This window comes from Kitasatospora sp. NPDC048296 (assembly GCF_043201815.1).
Taxonomy (GTDB): Bacteria; Actinomycetota; Actinomycetes; order Streptomycetales; family Streptomycetaceae; genus Kitasatospora.
The window spans coordinates 84,893-109,475 of the sequence record NZ_JBICZB010000019.1 but is presented as its reverse complement, the minus strand read 5'-3'; the positions used below and the strand labels follow the sequence as shown (position 1 = coordinate 109,475).

Sequence of the window (24,583 nt, the reverse complement as noted above, 5' to 3'; positions counted from 1 at the left end):
TCCTTTCCGGAGATCCGAAGAAGCGGGCGGGTCTAGGCTCCCCAGGCCTCGAACTCGTAGATGCGGGCGGCCGGATCGGTGGTCTGGGTGGGCTTGGTGACGACCAGCCGTACGTAGCGGGCGGTGGTGTTCACCGGGTGGGTGGTGGTCCCGGCCGTGTTGCCGGTCACGGTGGCGACGGTCGTCCAGGGGTCGGTCGTGTTGGACCGGATCTGGACGGAGAAGTCCCGGGTGTTGTACGAGGCGCTCTCGCCGCCCGCCTGGGCGTGCTTGACCACGAACCTGTTCAGCTTCTTCGCCGAACCGAGGTCCACCTCAAGCCACTTGGACGAGGTCAGCGTGCACCACTTGTCGCTGTTCCCGCCGCTGACACTGCCGTTGACGGCCTTGGCCGGCCCCTCGTTGGCGTTGCACTGGCCGGAGGCGGTCGCCGGGCGGTTCAGCGCCAGGTTGGTGGAAGTGGGCGGCGTTCCGGTCCAACTCACCGTGGTGGAGGCAGCGGTGGAGCGCCCGTACGTGGTGGACACCGCCTCGACGTCCAGCGTGGTGGTGGCCTCGGTCCCGGCCCGGTCGAGCTTCCCGACGAAGTACGCGTCGTTGGGTGTGGCGCCCAGGAAGGTGCGGCTGCCGTCCGCGTTGCGCCGGTACACCTCGTAGTGGTGGACGTTGCCGCCGGGTGCGGCCGTCCAGGAGAGCCGCAGCGACTGGCTGACGCCCGCGGTCACGTCGCTCGCGCCGAGGACGGTCAGCCCGCTCGGGGCGGCCGGGGTCTCCATCGCCCCGTCGTGGACGGCGACTTGGCCGACTCGGAGGTCGTACGCCGGGTCGGCGCCGTCCACCTGGAGGGCGAGTTGGGAGATGGTCCGGCCCGCGTACGGGGAGAGGTCGAGGGTGTGGCGTTCCCAGCCGGTGCCGGAGTCGTCGCCGACGTCCACGGTGGTGAAGCCGCCCGGGGAGTCGGTGAAGGCGAGGGCGGCCTTGAGCTTGGTCGGGCCGGCGGCCGGGGTTTTGACCACCAGGTCGAGTTTGGTGTTCGCCGCGACCGGCAGGCTGGTCTCGTACAGTCGCACGGTGTTGGCGGCGTCCAGGGTGCCGGTCAGCCGCAGCGAGGAGCCGCCCTGATAGGCGTCGGTGAAGTCGACGGAGGGACTCAGCTTGCTGCCGGTGGAGTTGACCACCCAGCGGTAGGTCGGCGGGACGTCCTGGAGCGAGAGGTTGTTCCAGCCGCCGGTGGCGACCCGGGTGCCGGCCGCGTTGTAGAAGTCGCCCTGGCCGGTGTTGAAGTTGGTGACGAAGGGCTTGGCGGTGATCGGCGAGGACTCGGCGACGTAGCCGGCCAGGCCGGGCCAGCTGCTGGAGAGGTCGGTGTTCGAGGGGTCGTTGTTGGCGCCGACCCAGTAGCGGGCGTCCTTGGCGTAGAAGTCGGCGCGGTCGGTGGCGGACTTCCAGGTCCACTCGGGCCGGTAGAGGCCGAGCGAGGTGGTGTGCGGCTGTCCGGACGGGAAGAGGGTGTTCCAGTCGACGGAGGTGTTGTAGCCGTTGGCCTCGGTGTCGATGCCGGCGTACAGCTCGTACTCGCTGCGGCCGAGCTGCCGGGCCAGCGTCCGGGAGGAGTCCAGACCGTCGGGCGTCCAGCCGAAGTTGAGGAACATCGAGTCCGAGGTGCGCTTCGGACCGTCCTGCAGGAACGGCGAGTTGGCCGGGGTGAGGGCGTTCTGCCAGTCGACCGCGCCCGACGTCGTCATCGCGTCGTACCACATGAAGTCGGTGCCGCTCTGCGCCTTGGTGTACTGCATCAGCTCCTGCAGCTCGGTCGCGAGGCCCGAATCGCCGCCGCCGGTCTCCTGGTTGATGAACCAGCCGTCGAAGCCGTAGTACTGGGCGGCCTGGGCCAGCTTGTCGGCGACGGGGTAGCGGTCGCCGGACTTCTGGACGAAGTCGCGCACCCACTGGAGCTGGCCGCCGTACGCGGCGGGTGGGAAGAAGACGGTGCCGTAGACCTTGACGCCGTTGCGGTGGGCGGCGTCGATGACGGTCGGGTTGGGGGCGAGGATCAGGCCCTCGCCGGCCGAGCCGCCCCAGAACACCAGCTTGTCGACGTACTGCCAGTAGCCGAAGGCGTAGTAGTTGGGATCGGCCGAGCCCTGGGAGGGGTTGTTGGAGGTGGGGGCGAAGGAGACCAGCGAGGCGATCTTCCCCTCGCCCGCACGGGCGTTGGGGTTGGCGGCCAGGGCCGGGTCGCTGGTGCGCGGCTGGAGCGGGACGCGGGAACGGTTGAACCGGGCGTCCGGGTCGGTGGCCGGGTCCCAGTTCAGGATGGTGCTGGGGTACCAGTACGAGGCGTAGGGCTGGCTCCCGGGCGCGGCGACGACCGGCGAGGCCGGAACCGGAGCGGCCTGGGCGGCGGGTACGACGCCCAGCGCGGCCGTCGCGAGCGCGGCGCTGAGCAGCAGGGGGAGACGTCTTGACATGCGGTGGCTCCGATCGAGCGGAGTGGGTGGGGCCGGGCCCACCGGCAGCGGCAGGCCCGGGTGCATGCGGGCGCGGCGGTGCTCATCGCGAGGGGGAATTCAGCGAACATGACAGCGGACAGTGCGCAGGACCGGACCCCCTCGGCGCAGCGAGGCTAAACCGGTTCAGAACCCGTGTCAACGACTCCCGCAGCAACCACTCCGACCGGTGAGTGCGGCGCGGCACCCGGCGGCGAGGTGGACTCCCGTACGGTCAGCCGGGGCGTGGGCATCTGCAGGTCCCGTCCGGGCCCGGTCCCGTCCACCGCCTCCAGCAGGCTGCGCGCGACCTGCTCGCCGAGCGCGAAGGTGTCCCGGCTGAGCGCGGTCAGCGGCGGGTGGACGATCCGGGCGAGCACCGAGTCGTCGAAGGAGACGATGGACAGCTCGCCGGGCACCGCGACGCCCATCTCCCCCGCCACGCCGAGCCCGGCGACGGCCATCACGTCGCTGTCGTAGACGATCGCGGTGGGCCGCCTGGCCCGGGAGAGCAGGGTGCGGGTGGCCGCCGCGCCCTCGGCGTCGCTGAAGTCGGTGGGCACCGAGACCGCCTCCTCCAGTCCGAGCCGGCGCGAGGCGTCGCGCAGCGCGCGGATCCGCCGCTGGGTGTGCTGGAAGTGCGGCAGTCCGGCCAGGTGTGCGATCCGGCGGTGCCCGACGGCGGCCAGGTAGTCGACGATGGAGAGCATCGCCTCCCGGTCGTCGGCCCAGATCCGCAGCTGGTTGCCGCCCTTGCCGGGCCCGCCCAGGACGACGGCGGGCAGCCCGAGTTCGTCCAGCACCGGCAGCCTCGGGTCCTTGACCTGCAGGTCGACCACGATGAAGCCGTCCACCCGGTGCTCGGAGGCCCAGCGCCGGTAGACCTCGATCTCGGCGGCGGTGTCCTCGACGACCATCAGGTGCAGCGCGACCGAGCCGGCCGAGAGCACGGCCTGCAGACCGGAGAGCAGCTGGCTGAAGAACGGCTCGACACCGATGGTGCGGGCCGGGCGGGCGATCACCAGGCCGACGGCGTCCGCCTTGGCCCCGCCGAGGGCGCGCGCGGCGCTGTGCGGCCGCCAGTTCATCTCCTCGGCCACCCGCAGGATCCGGGCCCTGGTCGCCTCGCTGACCCCCGGGCGGCCGTTGAGCGCGAAGGACACCGCGCCCTTGGAGACGCCGGCCTGGCGCGCGATGTCGGCGATCGTCGGTCTGCCCACAGAACCCGACTCCTCTCTTGACAGCCAAGTTTAGGCGGGAGCATAGTCCCTGCCATAGCTAGACCGGTTTAGTTAGTCAGATTCTGATTTCCGCACCATCCCCCACCCACCCCCAGGACCGGGAGACCCTCATGCGAAGAATCTGGGCGGCACTGACGACAACGGCCTTCACCGCGGCGGCCCTCACCGGCTGCGGACTCGGCTCCGGCGACGGCAGGAGCAGCGACAGCGTGGCGAGTGCGGCCGCCACCGGTGAGGTCAAGGGCAAGGTCTCGCTCCAGACCTGGGCGCTCAAGCCCAAGTTCACCGACTACATGCAGGGCGTGATCGACGGCTTCAAGAAGAAGTACCCCGGCGTCGAGGTCGACTGGCTGGACCAGCCCGGCGAGGGCTACTCCGACAAGGTGCTCAGCCAGGCCGCCTCCGGCACCCTGCCCGACGTGGTCAACCTCCCGCCGGACTTCGCCTTCCCGCTCGCGAAGAAGGACGTCCTGCTGGACGTCGCCAAAGCCGACCCCAAGCTCGCCGACGAGTACGTCGCCGGTGGCGTGGAGGCCTACCGCTACCACGGCTACCAGGGCACCTTCGGCTACCCCTGGTACCTCAACACCGATGTGAACTACTGGAGTTCGGAACTCCTCACGAAGAACGGCCTGGACCCGAAGAAGCCCCCGACCACCCTGGACGAACTGATCGCCCAGGCCCGGGTGATGAAGGAGAAGTCCGGCGGCCAGACCTACCTGATGAGCCGCAAGCCGGGCCTCGGCGACCTCTACAACATCGGCGTGAAGATCATGGCCGACGACGGCAAGTCCTTCACCTTCAACACCCCCGAGGCCGCCGCCCTGCTGGACAAGTACCGCGACGCCTTCAAGGAAGGCCTGATGCCGAACGGCGTGCTGACCGACACCTACGCCGGCAACTCCAAGCTGTTCAGCTCCGGCACGGCGGCCTGGACCACCGGCGGCGGCAACTTCATCACCAGCCTCGCCACCGACAACCCGACGCTCGCCCCGAAGGTCGTCCCCTCCCCCGCGATGGCCACCCCGCCGCTGTACGTCCAGGGCCTGTCCATCCCCAAGAACACCAAGAACCCGGCCGCCGCGGTCGCCCTCGCCCGCTGGGTCACCAGCCCCGAGAACCAGGCCGCCTTCGCCCACCTGACCAGCGTCTTCCCGTCCACCAAGGCCTCCGCGAACGACCCGTTCTTCAGCAAGAGCGACGGCACCAACGCGGGCGACGCCAAGGTGATCGCCTTCACCTCGCTCGCCAAGGCCGAGCTGATCCAGCCGGTCGAGGTGGACGACGCGATGGGCACGATCATCAAGCAGCAGTTCGCGCTGGCCATCAGCGGCGAGACCAGTTCCAAGCAGGCGCTGGACACCGCCGTCGAGCAGTGCGACAAGCTGCTCAAGGGCTGACTGCCGCTCCGAGGACCGTACCGGCGAAGCGGCGGGTCTCCCCCACACCCGCCGCCCCGGGAACGACCTGTACCCCAGGCCCCCAGGCCCGCACCACCCCGGGCCGCGGCAGGGCCGAGGCCCCCGAAAGGCAACGGCATGACCCACCGGCGCTGGTTCACTCCCTGGCTGCTCGCCGGGCCCGCGATACTCTGGCTGGCCGTCTTCAACCTCTGGCCGGCCGTCAACACGGTGATCCTGTCCTTCACCAACGCCAAGCCCCTTGGCGGCGGGCAGTTCACCGGCCTGGAGAACTACGGCCGCCTGCTCGACGACGACCAGCTCGCCGCCGCCCTGCTCAACAGCATCGTCTTCATGCTGGCCTGCCTCCCCCTGCTGACCGTCCTGCCGTTGCTGCTCGCCCTGCTCGTCCAGCGCCGCATCCCCGGCATCACCTTCTTCCGCACCGCCTTCTACACCCCGGTGATCGCCTCCGCCGTCGTGGTGGCGCTGATCTGGGGCTGGGTGCTGGACGACCGCGGCCTGGTCAACGGCCTGCTCCAGCAGACCGGGCTGGCCCACTCCCCGGTCTCCTTCCTCACCGACCGCTGGCTGCTGCTGTTCAGCGCGATCGCCCTGACCGTCTGGAAGGGCCTCGGCTACTACATGGTCATCTACCTGTCCGCCCTCGCCAACGTCCCGCGCGAGCTGCACGAGGTGGCGGCCGTGGACGGCGCCGGCTCGCTGCGCCGGTTCTGGCACGTCACCCTGCCCGGGGTGCGCCCGACCATGGTGCTGATCTCGGCCCTCATCTCGGTCAGTTCGCTGCGCGTGTTCTCCGAGCTGTACGTGCTCTCCAACGGCCAGGGCGGGCCCGGCGGCCGGGACATGTCGGTGGTGATGCTGATCCAGATGTACAGCCGCGGCTTCAACGGCCACCTGGGCTACGCCTCCGCGCTCAGCCTGCTGCTGTTCGTCATCACCCTCGGCCCGATGCTGTTCCTGATGCGGCTGAACCGGAAGGCGGCCTGACCCCGTGACCACCGTCCGCGAACCCGAGACCGCCGTCCGTGCAGCGAAGCCCTCCGGGCGCCCGAAGGCCGCACGGGGCTTCAACACCCCCTCCCCCGCCCGGACCGCCGCCCGCTACCTGCTCCTGGTCCTCGTCCTGCTGCTGGTCATCGGCCCCTTCCTGTGGCAGCTCTCCACCTCCCTCAAGGGCCCCGCCGAGGACGTCTTCACCCGCACCCCGAGCTTCATCCCCGACCAGCCCACCCTCGGCAACTACGGCAAGGTCGCCGACACCGTCCCGGTGTGGACCTACGCCCTCAACTCGCTGATCGTGGCCGCCGTCTGCATCACCGGCAACGTGGTCGGCTGCACCCTCGCCGGCTACGCGCTGGCCCGGCTGCGCTTCCGCGGCGCCAAACTGGTCCTCGGCCTCTTCCTGGCCACCCTGGTCCTGCCCGGCGAGGTCACCATCACCTCCCAGTACGTGCTGGTGCGCAGCCTCGGCCTGGCCGACAGCCTGGCCGGCGTCGCCCTGCCCGGCGCGATCGCGATGCTCAACGTGCTGCTGATGCGCACCGCGTTCGCCGCCGTACCGGTCGAACTCGACCAGGCCGCGCTGGTCGACGGCGCCAACGTCTGGCAGCGGCTGTGGCACATCGGCCTGCCCAATGTGCGCGGCATGCTCAGTGTGATCGTCATCTTCACCTTCATCGGCGCCTGGGACGACTTCCTCTGGCCGCTGATCGTGCTCAACGACCCGCAGAAGTACACCCTCACCGTCGGGCTCCAGTACCTCAACGGCACCTTCTCCGCCAACCCCCGGCTGATCGCGGCCGGCACCATGATCGCCTTCCTGCCGATCGTCGTGGTGTTCGGCGTCTGCCAGCGCTTCTTCTTCAAGGGCGTCGAGGAGGGAGCCGTCAAGGGATGAGCCCGTCAAGGGATGAGCCCGCCTCCCATCACTCCCCAACCGAGTTGAGGAAGCCCAACGTGACCACCCCTCCGCGCTTCGGCGTCAACTACACCCCCAGCGCCGGCTGGTTCCACCACTGGCTCGACTTCGACCTCGACGCCGTGCGCGCCGACTTCGACTCCATCGCCGCCCTCGGCCTGGACCACGTCCGGGTCTTCCCGCTCTGGCCGCTGTTCCAGCCCAACCGCACCCTGATCCGCCCGCGCGCCGTCGAGCAGCTGACCGCCCTGGTGGACGCGGCCGGCGAGCGCGGCCTGGACGTCGCGGTGGACGGTCTGCAGGGCCACCTGTCGAGCTTCGACTTCCTGCCCTCCTGGACCCGGACCTGGCACCGGCGGAACATCTTCACCGACCCCGAGGTCCTCGACGGCCAGGCCGCCTACCTGCGAACCCTGGCCGAGGCGCTGCGCGAGCGGCCCAACTTCCTCGGGATGACGCTCGGCAACGAGATCAACCAGTTCTCCGGCGCCCCGCACCCCGACCCGGACCGGGTCACCCCCGCCGAGGCCGAGGCCTGGCTGCGCCGGATGCTCGCCGCCTGCGAGCAGGGCGCGCCCGGGCGGCTGCACCTGCACGCCTCCTACGACGCCGCCTGGTACCTGGACGGGCACCCGTTCACCCCCTGGCACTCGGCCCGACTGGGCGCCGCCACCGCCGTGCACTCCTGGGTGTTCAACGGCACCGCCCAGCGCTACGGCGCCCGCTCCACCGCCACCACCGAGCACGCCGCCTACCTGGTGGAGCTGTCCAAGGCCTGGGCGGACGACCCGGCCCGCCCGGTCTGGCTGCAGGAGGTCGGCGCGCCCGCCCCGCACATCGGCGCCGAGGACGCGGCCCGGTTCACCGGGGCGACCGTCGAGGCCGTGCTGGACTGCCCGGACCTGTGGGGCGTCACCTGGTGGTGCTCGCACGACGTGGACCGCTCGCTCGCCGACTTCCCCGAACTCGAGTACAGCCTCGGCCTGTTGACCACCGACCGGCGGGTCAAGCCGGCCGGCGCCCGGCTCGCCGAGGCCGCCGCCGAGGCCCGCCGCTCCTGGCAGCCGCCGGGGCCCCGCGGCACCGCCGTGGTGGTGGTCGCCGGCGACGAGGTCACCTCCCCCCGGCGCTCGGTCTGCGGCCCCGGCGAACCGGTGTACGAGGCGTTCATGCGCCTCGCCGAGGCGGGCGCCCGCCCGACCACCGTGCTCGCCGAGCGCGCCGGCGACCGGGCGCACCTGGCCGCGCGCGGCATCACCGAGGTGGTCCACCCCGACGACGTACGTTCCCTGTAGCCGTCCTCACCGTCCCCCAGCACGCAACGGAGCCTGCCGACATGCACGATGACCGCACCCTGGTCGAGTCCCGCCTCAAGCGCGTCCTGGAGGAGCGCATCCTCCCGGCGGTCCACCCCGAGTCCGTCCCGCTGGAGGTCGGCATCTGGACCGCCACCGGCGAGCCCGTCCCGGTCGCCGAGGGCCTGGCCGCGCCGCGCACCCCGATCGCGGTCGGCGACGCCTGGGGCGCGCCCTGGGGCACCAGTTGGCTGACCGTGACCGGCACCGTCCCCGAGGCCTGGGCCGGGCGGACGGTAGAGGCGCTGATCGACCTCGGCTTCGACGCCAACATGCCCGGCTTCCAGTGCGAGGGCCTGGTCTACCGCCCGGACGGCAGTCCGGTGAAGGGCCTCAACCCGCGCAACCAGTGGGTGCGGATCGCCGCCCCGGCGGCCGGCGGCGAGCAGGTGCTGCTGCACGTCGAGGCTGCCGCCAACCCGGTGATCCTGGACTACCACCCCTTCCTGCCCACCGAGTTGGGCGACAAGGAGACGGCCGGCGACCAGCCGCAGTACAAGCTGGCCCGGATGGACCTGGCGGTCTTCGACGACACGGTCTGGCAGCTGTCGCTGGACCTGGAGGTGCTCGGCGAGCTGATGGCCGAGCTGCCGGTGGACAACGCCCGCCGCTGGGAGGTCCTGCGTGCGGTCGAGCGCTGCCTCGACACGGTCGACCTGCAGGACGTCAACGGGACCGCTGCCGCCGCCCGTTCGGAGCTGGCGGCCGTGCTCTCCGCGCCCGCCGCGCCGTCCGCGCACCGGATCAGCGCGATCGGCCACGCCCACATCGACTCCGCCTGGCTCTGGCCGCTGCGCGAGACCGTCCGCAAGGTGGCCCGCACCACCGCCAACATGACCGCCCTGCTGGAGGACGAGCCGGACTTCCTCTACACCATGTCCCAGGCGCAGCAGTACGCCTGGATCAAGGAGCACCGCCCCGAGGTGTACGCGCGGGTCCGCAAGGCGGTGGCCGAGGGGCGGTTCGTCCCGGCCGGCGGCATGTGGGTGGAGTCCGACACCAACATGCCGAGCTCCGAGGCGATGGCCCGCCAGTTCGTGCACGGCAAGCGGTTCTTCCTGGAGGAGTTCGGGGTCGAGAACCACGAGGCGTGGCTGCCGGACACCTTCGGCTTCACCGGCGGTCTGCCGCAGATCATCCGCAACGCGGGCTCCAAGTGGCTGCTGACCCAGAAGATCTCGTGGAGCCAGGTCAACAGGTTCCCGCACCACACCTTCCTCTGGGAGGGCATCGACGGGACCCGGATCTTCACCCACTTCCCGCCCGTGGACACCTACAACTGCTCCATGAAGGGCAGTGAAATCGCCCACGCGGCACGGAACTTCAAGGACAAGGGGGTGGCCCGGCACTCGCTCGCCCCGACCGGCTGGGGCGACGGCGGCGGCGGGACGACCCGCGAGATGGTCGCCAAGGCGGCCAGGATGAAGAGCCTTGAGGGATCGGCCACCGTCCGCTGGGAGAAGCCCGCCGAGTTCTTCGCCAAGGCGGAGGCCGAGTACCCGAACCCGCCGGTCTGGGTCGGCGAACTCTACCTGGAGCTGCACCGGGCCACCCTGACCAGCCAGGCGAGGACCAAGCAGGGCAACCGGCGCAGCGAGAACCTGCTGCGCGAGGCCGAACTCTGGTGCGCCACCGCCGCGTTGCGCACCGGCGCCGAGTACCCGTACGAGCAGCTGGACCGGATCTGGAAGACCGTCCTGCTGCACCAGTTCCACGACATCCTGCCCGGCTCCTCGATCGCCTGGGTGCACCGCGAGGCCGAGGCGACGTACGCGGCGCTGGCGGGGGAGCTGGAGGCGCTGGTCGAAGCCGCCCAGCAGGCCCTGGCCGGGGCCGCCTCGGGCGGGCGCGAGCTGGTGTTCAACGCGGCGCCGCACGCGCGCTCGGCCGTTCCGGCGGGCGGGGCGGCGGTCGCCGTCCAGGACGGTACGGCCTGCTCGGTTGCGCCGGTGGACGGGGGCGGCTTCACGCTGTGCAACGGCCTGCTGGAGGTCGTGGTCGACGCCGACGGCCTGATCGGTTCGGTGGTCGAGACGGCGAGCGGCCGGGAGAGCGTCGCCCCCGGCGGCCGCGCCAACCTGCTCCAGCTGCACCCCGACTTCCCCAACATGTGGGACGCCTGGGACGTCGACCAGTTCTATCGCAACACCGTCACCGACCTGACCGGCGTGGACTCGCTCACCGCCTCGGCCACCAGCAGCCAGGCCTCGGTCCGGATCGCGCGCTCCTTCGGCTCCTCCACCGTCGTCCAGACCCTCACCCTGCGGGCCGGCGAGCAGCGGCTCGACATCGACACCGAGGTCGACTGGCACGAGACCGAGAAGTTCCTCAAGGCCGCGTTCCCGCTGGACATCCACACCGAGCGCTACGCCGCCGAGACCCAGTTCGGTCACCTCTACCGGCCCACCCACACCAACACCAGCTGGGACGCCGCCAAGTTCGAGGCCTGCAACCACCGCTTCGTCCACCTGGACGAGCCCGGCTGGGGCATCGCCCTGGTGACCGCCTCCACCTACGGCCACGACGTCACCCGCACCGTGCGCGACGGCGACGGCGGCACCACCACCACGGTCCGCTTCTCGCTGCTGCGCGCCCCGCGCTTCCCCGACCCGAGGACCGACCAGGGCCTGCACCGCTTCCGGCACGCCCTGGTCCCGGGCGCGGCGATCGCCGACGCCGTCCGCGAGGGCTACCGGATCGGCCTGCCCGAGCGGCGGGTCACCGGCAGCGTCGAGCAGGTCGCGCCGCTGGTCGAGCTGGACAACGACGCCCTGGTGGTCAGCGCGGTCAAGCTCGCCGACGACCGCAGCGGGGATCTGATCGTCCGGGTCTACGAGGCGGGCGGCGGCCGCTCCCGGGGCCGGCTCACCACCTCCTTCCCGCTGGCCGGCGCCGTCCCCTGCGACCTGCTGGAGCGGCCCTGGGACGGCACCCGCGGCGAGGTCGCGCTGGAGGACGGCGGAGTGCGGCTGGCACTGCGGCCGTTCGAACTCGTCACGCTGCGGCTCAGCGCCGCGGGCTGAACCGGTCGTGCCGCGGCTCGGCACGACCGGCTGGACGCCTGACCGGCTGACCGGCTGACCGCCCGAGCCGCGTACGCTGTGCGGCGCCCCGACCCCCGCGGCCGGGGCGCCGCCCCTCCCACCCCATGGAGCCCACCGTGCCGCTCACCCCCCTCTTCGCCGCCATGGACATCGGCGGCACCAAGATCGCCGGCGCGCTGGTCGACGGCGACGGACGGCTGCGCCACCGGCTCCAGCTGCCCACCCCGGCGCGGGAGCCGGGCCCGGCCGTGCTCGCCGTCGTGCACAAGGTGCTGGACCAGCTGGCCGGTACGGCCGACTGGTCCGCCGTGACGGCCGTCGGGATCGGCAGCGCCGGCCCGGTCGACCTCGTCGGCGGCACCGTCAGCCCGGTGAACATTCCCGGCTGGCGCGCCTTCCCCCTGGTCGCCGAGGTCGCCGCGCACCCGGCGGTGGCCGCCCGGGCGCTGCCCGTCCGCCTGGCCGGGGACGGCGTCGCGATGGCCGCCGCCGAGCACTGGCAAGGCGCGGCCCGGGGCGCCGCCAACGCGCTCTGCCTGGTGGTCTCGACGGGCGTCGGCGCGGGGCTGGTGCTCGACGGCGCCGTCCGGCCCGGCCCCAGCGGCAACGCCGGGCACCTCGGCCACATCAGCGTCGACCTGGACGGCGAGCCCTGCCCGTGCGGCTCGCGCGGCTGCCTGGAGGGCCTCGCCAGCGGCACCGCGATCGCCCGCCGGGCCCTCGCCGACGGCTGGCGGGGCCTTCCGGGCACCGACGACCGGACGGCCCGGGCCGTCGCCGCCTCGGCCGTGGCCGGGGACCCGATCGCGCTCGCCTCCTTCGACCGCGCCGCCCAAGCACTGGCCGCCGGGATCGCCGCCACGGCCGCCCTGGTCGACCTCGACCGTGTGGTGGTCGGCGGCGGCGTCGCCACCGCGGGGGAGGTGCTGTTCACCCCGCTCGCCCGCCACCTGGACCGCTACGCCGCCCTCTCGTACATCCGCGGCCTGGACGTGCGGCGCGCCGAACTCGGCACCGACGCCGGGCTGATCGGCGCGGCCGCGCTCTGCCGCTGACCGCCCGCTGCCCGCCGCCCGCCGGCACCACGCCCCGTTCGGAGGCCCGCACCATGCCGCCCTACGCCCTGCTCGACAACCCGGTCCGCCGCTACGCCTGGGGCTCCACCACGGCCATCCCCGCGCTCACCGGCACCGGGCCCGACGGCACCCCGCAGGCCGAACTGTGGATGGGCGCGCACCCTTCGGCGCCGTCCCGGCTGAACGGCCGGCCACTCGACGAGCTGATCGCCGCCGATCCGGACGGACTGCTGGGGCCGGACACCGTACGGCAGTTCGGTCCGACGCTGCCCTTCCTGTTCAAGGTGCTGGCCGCCGAGCGGGCGCTCTCCCTCCAGGTCCACCCGACCCGCGCCCAGGCCGAGGCCGGATACGCGGACGAGGAGGCCCGGGGCATCCCGCTGGACTCCCCCCGGCGGGTGTACAAGGACCGCGCACACAAGCCCGAACTGCTCGGCGCGCTGGGAGACTTCGAGGCCCTCTGCGGCTTCCGCCCGGCCGCCGACACCGCCCGGCTGCTGGACACCCTCGGCGTGCTCGCCCCCTGGGCCGCCGCCCTGCGCACCCGGCCCGCCGCCGAGGTGCTGCCCGCGCTGCTGCGCGAGGCCCTGGCCGCCGGCCCCGCCGAACCCGCATTCGGCGCCGCCGAACTCGCCACCGTCACCGAGGCCTTGGCCCGTACGGCGGCCTCCGGCGGGCCGTACCGCAAGGCCTGCGCCGGCTACGCCCGGGTCGCCGAGCAGTACCCCGGCGACCCCGGGCTGCTCGCCGCGCTGCTGCTCAACCACGTCCGGCTCACCGCCGGGCAGGCGCTGTACCTGGACGCCGGGGTACCGCACGCCTACCTCCGGGGCACCGGCGTGGAGTTGATGGCCAACTCGGACAACGTGCTGCGCTGCGGGCTCACCGCCAAGCACGTCGACGTCGACGGCCTGCTGGCGGTCACAGACTTCCGCACCGGCCCGCCCGAGGTGCTCACCGCCGACGCCCGGAGCGCCGAATTCCCCTCCCCCGCCGAGGAGTTCCGCCTCTCCCGGCTGCGCCCGGGCGACACCCCCGTCCGCGTCGAACTACCCACCCCGCAGATCCTGCTCTGCGTCGCGGGCCGCGCCCGGCTGCGCGCCCCCGGGCATCCGGACCTCGACCTGCCGGCGGGCGCATCCGCGTACCTGCGGCCGGGCGCCGGGCCGGTCGAGCTGACCGGCCCGGGCTCGGAGCTGTTCCGGGCCACCACGGGCCGTCAGGGCGGCGCTCGGACCGGCGAAGGAGTCGCTCAGGCCCGCAAGGGGTGGCCGAAGAGCAGGTCGTAGCCCACCGGGAGCTGCTCGATCACCCGGTCGACCTGTTCCCCCGGCACCAGGTCCGCCACGGTGCTGAGCACCGCCCCGATGTCCCACTGCGCGGTGGCCGGCGTCGCTCCGTCGATCCAGCCGACCACGGCGTCCACGAAACGCTCGGCGGTCAGCGGCTCGGCGGCCGGCTGCGCGTCGCGCAGCAGCGGGGCGTACGTCACGGGCAGCGCGTCGGCCAGTGCGAGGCGTTCGGCGCCCACCAGGTGCTCGCCGAGAAGACCGAGCACGACCCGGGCCGCATGGTCGGCCTCCGCTTCGCCCCGGTACTCGCCGCGCTCCACGATGCGGGCGAGGAAGTCCTCCCAGGAGATGGTCATCGCGTCCTCCATCCGGTCGGCGGGATCCGGCCGGACCGGCGGCGGCGATGGTCCCGACGGGCCTGCCTCATCGCAGCCCGTGACCGCCGAGGGACGTACCGGTTCCCGTGTTGATCAGCGTACTGCGGTCGGGCCGGGCCGATACCCGCGGATTCGGGCGGGAGCTCCGTTCCCGAACGGAACCTTGACGCGGACGCCGGCGCCGGATGGACGGACGGACGGACGCCGACGTCGTGCCGGACGGACGGATCGACGCCGCTGTCGATCACGCCGCCGGCCCGCGCCATCACCGGCACGGGAACCCCCGGGAAGCCCCGGGAAGCCCCAGGAACCCACGAGAAGTCCCGGGGACGCTCGGATTCGAGCGGCGGCGGTCAGCCCGCCGAGGCCCGACACCGTCTGCGCGCGCCGCGCGGGGAGCCGACCGCGCCGCCACCGGACCGGGCCGCCAGTCGCGGGCCCGGCACCGTCGCCTGGCCGGGCACGGCCAGGGCGTCGCCGCGCGCCGTGTCCGTCATATACGCCGACAGAAAACGGCGCTCGTTCTCGCTGAGTTTGCGCGAACGGCCGGATTCCCGGTCCCGCGCGACCACCACGGTCCGCGCCCGCATAAAGGTGAGCGGCTCGCGGCAGACATTCACCTCGACCTGGGCGGAACTCCGCCCGAGCCGTTCCACGGTCAGCCGCACCGACAATGGGTCGGGCCCGTGGTGGAGCTGTTCCAGGTAATCGATCTCGTGCCGCGCGATAATGAATCCGGACGGGAAAAGCGATTCCCGGACGGCCGTCGCGTGGTGGCAGAACAGGTCGTAAATCCCCTCCTGGATGTAGCCGACCAGCCGGGCGTTGTTGATGTGCCCGTTCTCGTCGACGTCGCTCCACCGGGTGGGGCAGGACAGCACGTGCGCGCGGGCGTACACCGCGCTCACTGCTGCGTCAGCCCGGCCGCGGCCCCGGCGGGGAGCAGCGCGCGCCGCAACCTGGCGAAGTAGCCGGAGTGTTCGGCCGCCATCCGGGCCGCGGTCCACCCCTCCTCGGCGGCCTCGGCGGCCGCCTGGACGACCAGGCTGTCGAGCACCGCGTCGACCGAACGGCAGAGTTCGGCGACGGCCGCGAGCCGCTCGGTGACATCGGCCGCGCCGGCCGCGTTCCCGGCCGGGAATTCGGCCAGCGAGTCGACCGCGAGCAGCAGATCGTCGATAACATCCGACCGGCTTTCCCTGGGGGAATTCTGCATGCTTTTCTCCATGACAAATTCGAGCCGTTACGGCCCGGTAGCTAGCGTTCGAATACACCGGATCGGTGTCGACCCCCCGACGCCTTCGACGCTATCCCAGTCGGCGCGGCTCCGCAGATGGTTTTCGGACCGCGACGGGAAACTGACTCCTATTGGAGTAGTTTGCGGGAGTACACAATATGCCCCATCAGCCGATCGCGGTAAGCAGAACGGGTGGTATCGCCGACCCGCCGGGCAAGATCAACTGCAGTCCGCCGCTGATCTGCTACTGCGACTCCCACCAGCGCGCCTTGTACAGCTGCGTACCGCCCAGCGTCCACGTCCCCTTCGGACGGTCCAGCCGGATCACCGAGGTGCACCAGTGGCACGGGCCGCTGTGGTCGGGCGCCACCGTGAGCAGTCGGCCGGTGCGGGGGTCGTCGCCGATGCTCTTGACCGCCCGCTCCGCGGCGGGATCGGCCAGATGGACGGGAGTGAACCGATCGGCGGCGGGGTCGTACTGCCAGAGGCCGTTCAGCGTGCTCACCCAGAACCGGCCGGGCGCGCCCACCACGGGCGCCAGGTCGTGGCCGCCCCGATCGGGCAGCGGGGCGCTCCGGACGGCGGTCAGGGTGGGCTCAGCCGGGTCGTCGCCGACCCGCAGCGCGGTCAGCTCGCCGTCGCCGAGCGCCCAGAGCAGGCCGGTCCGCCCGTCCCGGAGGACCCCGTGCGCGCCGGGGAGGCGGAAGGTCGCGTGGGTGGTGGCCCGGCGCCCCTGCGAGGCCGCGTACAGCCGCACCCACCCGCCGCCGCTCGCGACGACCGCGACGTTGCCGTCCGGAAGCAGTTCGATGCTGTGCGGATTGGCGGCCCCGCCCAGGTCCGCCGCCCAGCGGCTGCCGCCGGTGGCGGTGTCCACCACCGCGGCGAGCCCGCCGGAGGCGGTGGTCAGCAGGTAGCGGCGGCCGTCCAGGGTCCGGCTCTTCGCCTCGTCCGGGTTGGTCCAGCTGTCCGCGGGATCGAGGTCACCGAGGTCCTCCGCCCGGTCGGCGCCCCAGGACCACACCACGGGCGGCCGGTCGGGCCCCTGGTAGTCCGCCAGCTCCTCGACTCCCCGCAGGACGAGGACGCGGCGGGACGCCTGGTCCACGGCGACCACCTCCCCCTGCGACGACCCTGCGAACACGCGGCTCGCGGGCGCGCAGAGCAGCAGGGCAAGGCCCAGGACCGGCAGGGTTCTCCTCAGCACGCCCCAACGGTGGGCGGTGCACGGCGGAGCGCCCGGCAGCCCGGCCGCACGCGTCATCCGAACGGACCGTCAGATTCGCCCGGAGACCAGGTCCGCCACCCGGGCGATCGGCGAGGTGGTGGTCCGCCCGGCCGCCTCCTGCCGGTCGGCGGCGTGGTACGCGGCGTACATCGCGTGCACCCCGAGCCAGCGCAGCGGCTCCGGCTCCCAGCGGCGCACGGTGTGGCCCACCCAGGGCAGCCCGGTCAGCTCGGTGTCCCGGTCCAGCACGAGGTCGCGCAGGGTACGGCCCGCCAAGTTGGTCGCGGTCACCCCGCTCCCGACGTACCCGCCCGCCCAGCCGAGCCCGCTCACCCGGTCCAGCTCCACGGTGGCGCACCAGTCCCGCGGCACCCCGAGCACGCCCGCCCAGGCGTGGTCGATCCGCGCCCGCGCGGCGGCCGGGAAGAACCGGTCCAGGATCCGGCGGAGCTGGCGCACGGTCTCCACCTGGGTGCTGCCGTCCGAATCCGTCCGGGAGCCGAAGCGGTACGGGACGCCGCGGCCGCCGAGCGCGATCCGGTCATCGGCGGTCCGCTGGGCGTACATGTAGGCGTGTGCGAAGTCGCCGAGCACCTCGCGGCCCTGCCAGCCGGCGTCCGCCCAGAACTCGGCGGGGAGCGGCTCGGTGGCGACCATCGCCGAGTTCATCGGCAGCCAGGTGCGCCGCTCACCGAGCCGACACCTCGCCGTTGACCGCCGCCACCGGAACCTCCCACACCGTCGCTGACCTGCCCGGACGCTACCCCGGGCCGATCACGGCGGGCCACCCCTCAGCCTGCCAGGATCCCGACGCCGGACCAGCCACCCTGTCAGCTGTCGAGCAGGTCCAGCACCCGCGTCCAGCTGTACGCCCCGGGCACGTACTCCGCGATCCGCACCCCCATCCGCCGCAGCTTCGCCAGGCTCTCCTCATACGCCGGATGCGCCGCCTGCGCCGTACTGAGACAAGGCTGAACCGCCACCGGAATCCCCCACCCGTACGACTCACACAGAATCCCGAGCGCAAGCGTGTCCGAGATCCCGGCGACCCACTTGTTGATCGTGTTGAACGTCGCCGGCGCCACCACGATCGCATCCGGATCCGGCAACGGCCGCGGATCCCCCGGCTTCCGCCAGGCGGAGCGAATCGGATACCCCGTCCGAGCTTCGATCGCGCCGACATCCATGAACCCCAAGGCAAGAGGCGTCGCCACCACCCCCACGTCCCACCCCCGATCCTGCGCAGCCGAGATCAGCTCCCCCACCCCACCCGCAACCCCCGCCGCGCACACGACGACGTAGAGGATCGGCGTCCTCGCCTCGGACATCTCTCGAACTCCCCTCTCACCACCGGCAGATCACCGTCCCCCACCACGCGACCACCACCATCGCGCCGGACACGGAGACCCCACACGCTAACCACACCCGCGCCGGCCTCAGCCCACGGCGGTCGCCGCCAGCTCCGCGGCCTCGTCCGCGCACCCCCAGCTGAGCGTCACCCCCGCGCCGCCGTGGCCGTAGTTGTGCACGACCGGCGTCCCCGCCGCGCCGGCCGCCTCGGCCTCCAGCCGGACTCCGCCCCGCCGGTCGGGCCGCAGACCCACCGGGTGGCCGATGACCTCGGCCTCGCGCAGTTCGGGCACGTGCACCGCGCACCGGGCGAGGATCGCCGCAGCCGTCTCCGGGTCGGACCCGAGGCCCCAGTCCTCTTCCTCGAAGGTGCCGCCGAGCACGACGTCCCCGCTGCGCGGATGGACGTAGGTGTACCCGGCCGGGTCGTCCTGGATCCGCAGGGAGGCCCGCAGGCCCGGGTTGCGCACCAGGACGAGCTGTCCGCGCACCGGCCGCATCGCCGGGTCCCCGCACAGCTGTCGTGCGCCGAGCCCGCTGGCGTTGACCACGACGGGCGCCCAGGCGCCGGCCTGGTGCAGGGTGTCGAGCCGTCGGTGGACGAGGTCGCCCCCGTTGTCCAGGAAGCGGCCGAGCAGCCAGGGCAGATAGAGCGGCATCTCCACGGTCGGGGCCGTGAAGCGCCAGCCGTCCGCGTACGCCGGCGCGAGCTCGGCCGGTTCCAGACGGCGCAGGTCCGGGACGGCGGCGCCCCACCAGGGCACCCCCGCCGGCTGCCGCCCGAGCGCCAGCATCCAGGTGTCGCGCATGACGACGCCGGGCACGCCGTCCTCGGCCTGGCGGGCGAGTACGGCGAAGGTGGCCGCGGACCAGCCCGCCACCCGGTCGCCCGCCGCCATGCCGACCGGGTACCAGACGGCCGCCGCCACGGCCGAGGCCGTTGACAGCAGTCCGTCCGCCGTCACCACCACGACCCGCAGGCCCTTCTCCTGCAGCCGCAGCGCTGTGGTGAGCCCGATGACCCCACTGCCGATCACGACGACGTCCACGCCGATCCCCTCCTCCCGACCGGCCGCCGGCTCGGAGCGCGGCGGCTGGATCCAGGAAAGCGGTCCGGACCGGAGGGCGTCCAAGACGAGTTCCGTCCGCCGGCGATAAGCCGGCCTTATCGCGGACGGGCGGCCTCAGCACCGCCCGGCGTCCATATCGCCGACCGACAGGCCGTACCGCCGACCGACAGGCCGTACCGCCGCCCGACGGCCCTATCATCGACCGGTGGACCTCCACCGCATGCGCTACTTCTCGGTGCTGGCCGAGGAGTTGAACTTCACCCGGGCCGCCCGCCGGCTGCGGGTGGCACAGCCGGCCCTGAGCCAGCAGATCAAGGCACTGGAGCGGCAGCTGGGTGTGCAGCTGGTCGAGCGCACCAGCAGGGGCTGCACGCTCACCCCGATCGGCGGCGCGGTCGCCGAGGAGGCCCGGCGGATACTGGGCGAGGTGGCCGAGGCCGACCGGCGGATCAAGGCGGTGGCCGAGGGGCGGCAGGGAAGCCTCCGGGTGGCGTACACCCGATCGGCCCGTGGCGGTGTCTCCGACACCCTGATGACCGAGTTCCGCGAGCGGTACCCCCGGGTGGACGTCGCCCTGCAGACCGGCTGGACGGCCCACAACGTCGGCGAGCTGCTCTCGGGGCGGCTGGACGCGGCCTTCGTCCGTCCGCCGCTGGACGTCCCCGAACTGGCCTGCCGGGTCGTCGCCGAGGAGGAGCTGCTGTTGGCGGTTCCCACCGGCCACCCGCTCGCCGCCGGCCGCGCCAGGGTCAGCCGGCACCGCATCAGCGACGAACCGGTCGTGCTGTGGCCGCGCGAGAACGGCCCGGGGATGCACGCGCTGATCACCGGCCAGCTGTGGCCCGACGGGCCGCCCCGGATCGTTCGCGAGGAGCCGGACGGCGAGCAGCTGCTGCTGGCGGTGGCGGCCGGGTACGGGATCGCGCCCATCCCCGAGGGGCGGGCCCGGGTCTTCCGGATACCGGGCGTCTGCCTGCGCAGGCTGACCCGACCGGTTCCCACCGTCACCCTGGGTCTGGCCCACAACCCGCGGACGGCCTCCCCGGCGGTCCAACTGCTGCTCGCCATGGCCCCGTAGCTCCCCGTGGCGGAGGCCGCCGCCGGGCCGTGAGGTCTGTCATGAACGCAACTCAAGGAGCTTCACCCATGGGGCCGAAGGGGCGAAGACACGTGACCGCGCCGCCGCTGGAGGTGTTGACAATCCGTCACTCCAGCCCACCCGGAGGCCCGTCACATGCGCACCGCACTCGCCGCCCTGCTCCTCGGCGTCGTCCTGACCCCGGCGATCGCCGCGCCCTCGGCCGCCGCGGCTTCGACCGTCGCTCCCCGCGAGGTGAACCAGGGCTACAGCATCCCGGTCGGCGGCGTGACCGACCTCGGCGCGCTGCCCGTACTCGGCAGCCTCGGGCTGGACTTCGCCAAGCTGCTCGGGCAGTAGCCCTGACGGCAGGCCACCGGACGGTCGCCCGGGCGCCGCGCGAGGCGGACGGCCCCCGGCCAGTGAAGATCGACGGGATCACCCGACCGGAGCCGCCCGCCCGGGTTACGCTCGTCCCGCGCGGCACCCGTCCGTGCGGCCGACCGAGGGGGGAATACGTGATCGGGGACCTGCTGCCGGACGTCGTGGTGACCGAGGTGGCCTACGACGACCCGCCGGAGGCCCGGCTGGAGCCGGCCGAGGAGGCGGTGGTCGCCAAGGCCGTCGACAAGCGCCGACGCGAGTTCACCACCGTCCGCCACTGCGCCCGCGCCGCCCTGGCCCGCCTGGGCGTCCCGTACCGCCCGCTCGTCCCGGGCCTGCGCGGAGCCCCGAGCTGGCCGGACGACGTGATCGGCAGCCTCACCCACTGCGACGGCTTCCGCGCGGCCGCCGTGGCCCGGGCCGGCGCCCTCGCCTCCGTCGGCATCGACGCCGAGCCCGCGCTGCCGCTCCCGGAGGGCGTGCTCGACGCCGTCGCCCTGCCCGTCGAACAGCAGCGACTGGCGAAGCTCGCCGCCGAGCACCCGGACACCCCGTGGGACCGGATCCTGTTCAGCGCCAAGGAATCGGTCTACAAGGCCTGGTTCCCGTTGACCGGGCTCTGGTTGGACTTCCACGAGGCCGAGCTCGACCTCTTCCCCGACGGCACCTTCTCCGCCCGGCTGCTGGTCCCCGGCCCGGTGGTCGGCGACCGCCGGATCGAGGGCTTCGACGGCCGCTGGGCGGTGCGCGACGGGCTGCTCGCCACCGCGATCGCCGTCGAGCCGTAACCGCCCGTCGCCGGTCCGTTCGCCTCCCGGGCATATCCTCGACCGCGTGACGGTGACCTACGTGATCGACGGCAGCAGGATCCGCAACCTGGACGACTTCTGGGACGTGGTCGGGCAGGAGATGGGCGCGGACGGCTACTTCGGCCGCAACCTCGACGCCTTCGCCGACTGCCTGCGCGGCGGCTACGGCACGCCCGAGGACGGCGACTACGCCATCGAGTGGCGCGACCACGAGGTGTCCCGCCGCAATCTCGGCTACCCGGAGACGGTCCGCCAGCTGGAGCTGCGGCTCACCCGCTGCCACCCCACCAATCGCGAGCACGTCTCCGCCGAACTGGACGCCGCCCGGGCGGGCAAGGGGCCGACGGTCTTCGACTGGCTGGTCCGGATCATCGAGGAGGAGCACCCGGACGGCCTCCGCCTGGCGTAGTCCCCGCCCCCGACCACCGCGCGTCCGGCCGGCTCGCCCCGTCCGGCAGGCTCACATCACGTCGGACAGCCGGACGAACCGCCGCCCCGCCGCCAGCAGCCCCGGCACCGCCGCCGCGACCCCGGGGGCGGTGCCGCCGCCCGGGTGGTTCATGTGGCCGATGACGATCGCCCTGGGCGAGGCCGACGCCACCTCCCGCCGCACCTCGGCGGCGCTGAGCGTGGCCCCGCCGTCCCCGTTGACGGTGAAACCCGCGACGCGTTCGCCCAGGTCGGCGACCACCCGGGTGGCGACGTCGTCGTAGTGCGCGGTGCCGGAGCGGAAGAACCGGGGCGGGTGCCCGAGCAACTCGGTCAGCTTGTGGGCGTTGCTCGTCACCTCGTCGTACACCTCGCCGACGTCACCCGTCCCGGCGATGTCGTAGGCGGACCGGCCGGTCACCGACAGCGGACGGTGGATGGTGCCGTGGTTGCCGATCTCGAACAGCGGATCGGCGGCGAGCTGCTCGAACACATCCGGGTTGGCGTCGATCCAGCGGGCGTTCAGGAAGAGCGTGGCCGGGACGCCGCGCCCGCGCAGGAAGCCGATCAGCTCGGCGTCGTAGCCGTTCCCGCCGGGGCCACCACAGGCGTCGAAGGTCAGCGCCATCGCCGACTCGCCCTCGGGCAGCTCGGTGATCACCCCGGCGACCTCCAGGCCCCACTCGCGCGGGGCCGTGCCGCCGTACCGCTGAACCAGCTCCGCCCGGGTCCGCTCCCGGGACGCCGCCGGGGGCACGGCGGACGGGGTCGCGGGCGGCGTGCCCGCGGCGGAGACTGTCGGCGAGGCCGAGGCCGACGGCGACGGCGACGGCGACGGCGACGGCGAGGCCGGCCCCTCAGCCGCCCGCCCGGTCCGGCACCCCGTCAGCGCGCCACCGGCCACCGCCGCCGCCAGCAGCGCCCGCCGACTCAGTGCCACACCGGCCTCCCGACCCATCGCCACCTGCCGTACCAACCGATCTCACGACCATGAACCGACCCATCGTCACTCCCCCCAACTCTCCCCCGCCTCCGCCCGGAACCCCTTCACCGACCCGCCCCACCCCGGTGGGCCCCACCTCATCCCCGGTTCACCCCCCGGGGTAGGCGAACGAACGGACCCGCCCACCTCAGCCCGGAGGCCCCGATGCCCGCCGACCCCACCGCCCCGCGCCACGACGAAGACGACCAACACGAGGAACCCGCACAACCCGCCCGCCGCGACCTGCTCCGCAGCGGCCTCGCCACCGGCGCCGCCACCGCCCTCGGCCTCGCCGCCGCCACCGGCCCGGCGGCCGCAGCCCCGAACCAGGCCGACCAGGCCGACCGGACCCTCACCCTCACCGGCCACCTCCCCACCGGCTGCCCCGACTTCGTCTACCTCCCGGTCGAAGTCCCCGACGGCGTCCGCGAGATCGCCGTCTCCTACAGCTACGACAAGCCGCAGGTCCCGGCCGGCACCCCCGGCAACTCCTGCGACATCGGCATCTTCGACGAGCGCGGCACCGACCTCGGCGGGGACGGCTTCCGCGGCTGGTCCGGCGGCTTCCGCACCGAGTTCGCGATCGCCCGCGACACCGCCACCCCCGGCTACCTCCCCGGCCCGGTCAACCCGGGCACCTGGCACATCGCCCTGGGCCCGTACCAGGTGGCCCCCCAGGGCCTGGACTACCGCGTCCAGGTCACCCTCCGATTCGGCGCACCCGGAGCGGAGTTCACCCCGCACTACCCGCCGGAGCGGGCCCGCGGCCGCGGCCGCGCCTGGTACCGGGGCGACTGCCACCTGCACACCGTCCACTCCGACGGGCGGCGCCTACCCGAGGAGGTGGCGGCCGGGGCCCGCGCGGCCGGCCTGGACTTCATCATCTCCACCGACCACAACACCAGCTCCTCGCACGCCGTTTGGGGCCCGCTGGCCGGCCCGGACCTGCTGATCCTGCCGGGCGAGGAGATCACCACCCGCAACGGCCACTGGCTGGCCCTCGGCCTGGAGGCCGGCCGGTTCGTCGACTGGCGCTACCGCTCCCGCGACGAGGAGTACCCGCGCTTCGTCCGCCAGGTCCACCGCTCCGGCGGCCTGGTGGTGCCCGCGCACCCGTACTGCCCCTACGTCGCCTGCCAGTGGAAGTTCGGCTACGAGCAGGCCGACGCCGTCGAAGTGTGGAACGGGCCCTGGACGTACGACGACGAGTCGGCCGTGGACACCTGGGACTCCCGGCTCGCCGTCGCCCTGCGCGGCGGCCGCTCCTGGCTGCCCGCGATGGGCAACAGCGACGCGCACAGTGCCCCCCAGGTGATCGGCCTCCCGCACAACGTCGTCCTCGCCGAGGACCTCACCCGGGACGCCGTCCTCGACGGCCTGCGCGCCGGGCGCAGCTGGCTCGCCGAGTCCGCCACCGTCCGGCTGGACTTCACCGTCACCGGGAACGGCCGCCAGGCCGGCATCGGCGAGGAGCTGACCGTCCCGGCCGACGCCCCGCTGGACGTCCGGCTCACCGTCTCCGGGGTGCCCGGTGGGACGGTCCGCTTCCTCACCGACGAAGGGCAGATGCACCAGGAGTCGCTGCCCGCCGACGGCTCCGGCACGGTGGTCTGGCGCACCACCGCCTCGCTGGCCGCCTACGTCCGCGCCGAGGTGCGCCACCCGAAGGCGGACGGCACCCCGGGCAAGGGCAATTCGATGGGCGAGGACCTGCCCTGGGGCCCGATGGCGGCCCTCACCAACCCGATCGTGCTGCGGGTCGACGAGCACTGACCACCTCGGGCCCCCGCCCGCGGACCG

The 24,583-nt window shown here is 73.1% G+C and carries 21 protein-coding genes and 1 pseudogene; 12 read left to right on the top strand and 10 right to left on the bottom strand.

Annotated features, from left to right (window positions below):
• Positions 1–32: 32 nt before the first annotated feature.
• Both ACGF12_RS14660 and ACGF12_RS14655 read right to left on the bottom strand, forming a co-directional pair.
• The gene (locus ACGF12_RS14660; protein WP_393028731.1) at positions 33–2,471 is read right to left on the bottom strand and encodes a discoidin domain-containing protein; all 2,439 of its coding nucleotides are present in this window, start codon (positions 2,469–2,471) and stop codon (positions 33–35) included.
• A 155-nt stretch (positions 2,472–2,626) separates the two neighbouring features.
• A complete protein-coding gene (locus ACGF12_RS14655) occupies positions 2,627–3,709 on the bottom strand; it encodes a LacI family DNA-binding transcriptional regulator (RefSeq protein WP_393028729.1) in 1,083 nt (360 codons plus the stop codon).
• Between the two features lie 131 nt (positions 3,710–3,840).
• Here ACGF12_RS14655 and ACGF12_RS14650 point away from each other — a divergent pair, with 131 nt between their 5' ends.
• The 7 genes from ACGF12_RS14650 to manA all read left to right on the top strand — a co-directional run bounded on the left by ACGF12_RS14650 (position 3,841) and on the right by manA (position 13,836).
• Complete coding sequence (locus tag ACGF12_RS14650; protein ID WP_393028727.1) at positions 3,841–5,130, top strand: ABC transporter substrate-binding protein; 1,290 nt, start codon at positions 3,841–3,843, stop codon at positions 5,128–5,130.
• 138 nt (positions 5,131–5,268) lie between these two features.
• Positions 5,269–6,141, top strand: a complete 873-nt coding sequence (locus ACGF12_RS14645; RefSeq protein WP_393028725.1) for a carbohydrate ABC transporter permease — start codon at positions 5,269–5,271, stop codon at positions 6,139–6,141.
• Positions 6,142–6,145: 4 nt separating this feature from the next.
• Positions 6,146–7,051, top strand: coding sequence for a carbohydrate ABC transporter permease (locus ACGF12_RS14640; RefSeq protein ID WP_393028723.1), 906 nt, complete (start codon positions 6,146–6,148; stop codon positions 7,049–7,051).
• Between the two features lie 59 nt (positions 7,052–7,110).
• Positions 7,111–8,367, top strand: a complete 1,257-nt coding sequence (locus ACGF12_RS14635) for a glycosyl hydrolase (RefSeq protein WP_393028721.1) — start codon at positions 7,111–7,113, stop codon at positions 8,365–8,367.
• Positions 8,368–8,408: 41 nt separating this feature from the next.
• A complete protein-coding gene (locus ACGF12_RS14630) occupies positions 8,409–11,450 on the top strand; it encodes an alpha-mannosidase (protein ID WP_393028719.1) in 3,042 nt (1,013 codons plus the stop codon).
• Between the two features lie 164 nt (positions 11,451–11,614).
• On the top strand, positions 11,615–12,526 hold the full coding sequence (locus ACGF12_RS14625; protein ID WP_393028751.1) for an ROK family protein: 912 nt from the start codon (positions 11,615–11,617) through the stop codon (positions 12,524–12,526).
• A 53-nt stretch (positions 12,527–12,579) separates the two neighbouring features.
• The gene (gene manA, locus ACGF12_RS14620) at positions 12,580–13,836 is read left to right on the top strand and encodes a mannose-6-phosphate isomerase, class I (RefSeq protein ID WP_393028717.1); all 1,257 of its coding nucleotides are present in this window, start codon (positions 12,580–12,582) and stop codon (positions 13,834–13,836) included.
• On the opposite strand, the gene ACGF12_RS14615 is transcribed toward manA, so the two are convergent.
• From ACGF12_RS14615 to ACGF12_RS14585, 7 genes and pseudogenes are all read right to left on the bottom strand, one after another.
• Positions 13,800–14,195, bottom strand: coding sequence for a DUF2267 domain-containing protein (locus ACGF12_RS14615; RefSeq protein ID WP_387629183.1), 396 nt, complete (start codon positions 14,193–14,195; stop codon positions 13,800–13,802). The genes manA and ACGF12_RS14615 overlap by 37 nt on opposite strands.
• Before the next feature lie 374 nt (positions 14,196–14,569).
• Positions 14,570–15,124, bottom strand: a complete 555-nt coding sequence (locus ACGF12_RS14610; RefSeq protein WP_393028715.1) for an acyl-CoA thioesterase — start codon at positions 15,122–15,124, stop codon at positions 14,570–14,572.
• Positions 15,121–15,432, bottom strand: a complete 312-nt coding sequence (locus ACGF12_RS14605) for a hypothetical protein (protein WP_393028713.1) — start codon at positions 15,430–15,432, stop codon at positions 15,121–15,123. Before ACGF12_RS14605 ends, ACGF12_RS14610 begins: the two co-directional genes overlap by 4 nt.
• Positions 15,433–15,697: 265 nt before the next feature.
• On the bottom strand, positions 15,698–16,660 hold the full coding sequence (locus tag ACGF12_RS14600) for a DUF6528 family protein (protein ID WP_393028711.1): 963 nt from the start codon (positions 16,658–16,660) through the stop codon (positions 15,698–15,700).
• A 69-nt stretch (positions 16,661–16,729) separates the two neighbouring features.
• Positions 16,730–17,374 (bottom strand): annotated as a pseudogene (locus ACGF12_RS14595) (NAD(P)/FAD-dependent oxidoreductase); the annotation flags it as partial.
• Positions 17,375–17,511: 137 nt separating this feature from the next.
• On the bottom strand, positions 17,512–18,009 hold the full coding sequence (locus tag ACGF12_RS14590) for a flavoprotein (RefSeq protein ID WP_393028709.1): 498 nt from the start codon (positions 18,007–18,009) through the stop codon (positions 17,512–17,514).
• A 108-nt stretch (positions 18,010–18,117) separates the two neighbouring features.
• Complete coding sequence (locus tag ACGF12_RS14585) at positions 18,118–19,080, bottom strand: FAD-dependent oxidoreductase (protein ID WP_393028707.1); 963 nt, start codon at positions 19,078–19,080, stop codon at positions 18,118–18,120.
• 226 nt (positions 19,081–19,306) lie between these two features.
• On the opposite strand from ACGF12_RS14585, the gene ACGF12_RS14580 reads away from it, so the two are divergent.
• From ACGF12_RS14580 to ACGF12_RS14565, 4 genes are all read left to right on the top strand, one after another.
• Positions 19,307–20,179 carry a LysR family transcriptional regulator gene (locus ACGF12_RS14580; RefSeq protein WP_393028705.1) on the top strand — a complete coding sequence of 291 codons (873 nt, stop codon included), beginning with the start codon at positions 19,307–19,309 and terminating at the stop codon, positions 20,177–20,179.
• 156 nt (positions 20,180–20,335) lie between these two features.
• A complete protein-coding gene (locus tag ACGF12_RS14575) occupies positions 20,336–20,539 on the top strand; it encodes a hypothetical protein (RefSeq protein ID WP_393028703.1) in 204 nt (67 codons plus the stop codon).
• A 158-nt stretch (positions 20,540–20,697) separates the two neighbouring features.
• Positions 20,698–21,351, top strand: a complete 654-nt coding sequence (locus ACGF12_RS14570) for a 4'-phosphopantetheinyl transferase (protein WP_393028701.1) — start codon at positions 20,698–20,700, stop codon at positions 21,349–21,351.
• A gap of 46 nt (positions 21,352–21,397) precedes the next feature.
• Complete coding sequence (locus tag ACGF12_RS14565; RefSeq protein ID WP_393028699.1) at positions 21,398–21,781, top strand: barstar family protein; 384 nt, start codon at positions 21,398–21,400, stop codon at positions 21,779–21,781.
• Positions 21,782–21,832: 51 nt separating this feature from the next.
• Here ACGF12_RS14565 and ACGF12_RS14560 read toward each other — a convergent pair whose 3' ends face one another.
• Positions 21,833–22,741, bottom strand: a complete 909-nt coding sequence (locus ACGF12_RS14560; RefSeq protein WP_393028697.1) for a polysaccharide deacetylase family protein — start codon at positions 22,739–22,741, stop codon at positions 21,833–21,835.
• A 207-nt stretch (positions 22,742–22,948) separates the two neighbouring features.
• Between ACGF12_RS14560 and ACGF12_RS14555 the strand changes: the two genes are divergently transcribed.
• Positions 22,949–24,556, top strand: coding sequence for a CehA/McbA family metallohydrolase (locus tag ACGF12_RS14555; RefSeq protein ID WP_393028695.1), 1,608 nt, complete (start codon positions 22,949–22,951; stop codon positions 24,554–24,556).
• The last annotated feature ends 27 nt before the right edge of the window (positions 24,557–24,583 follow it).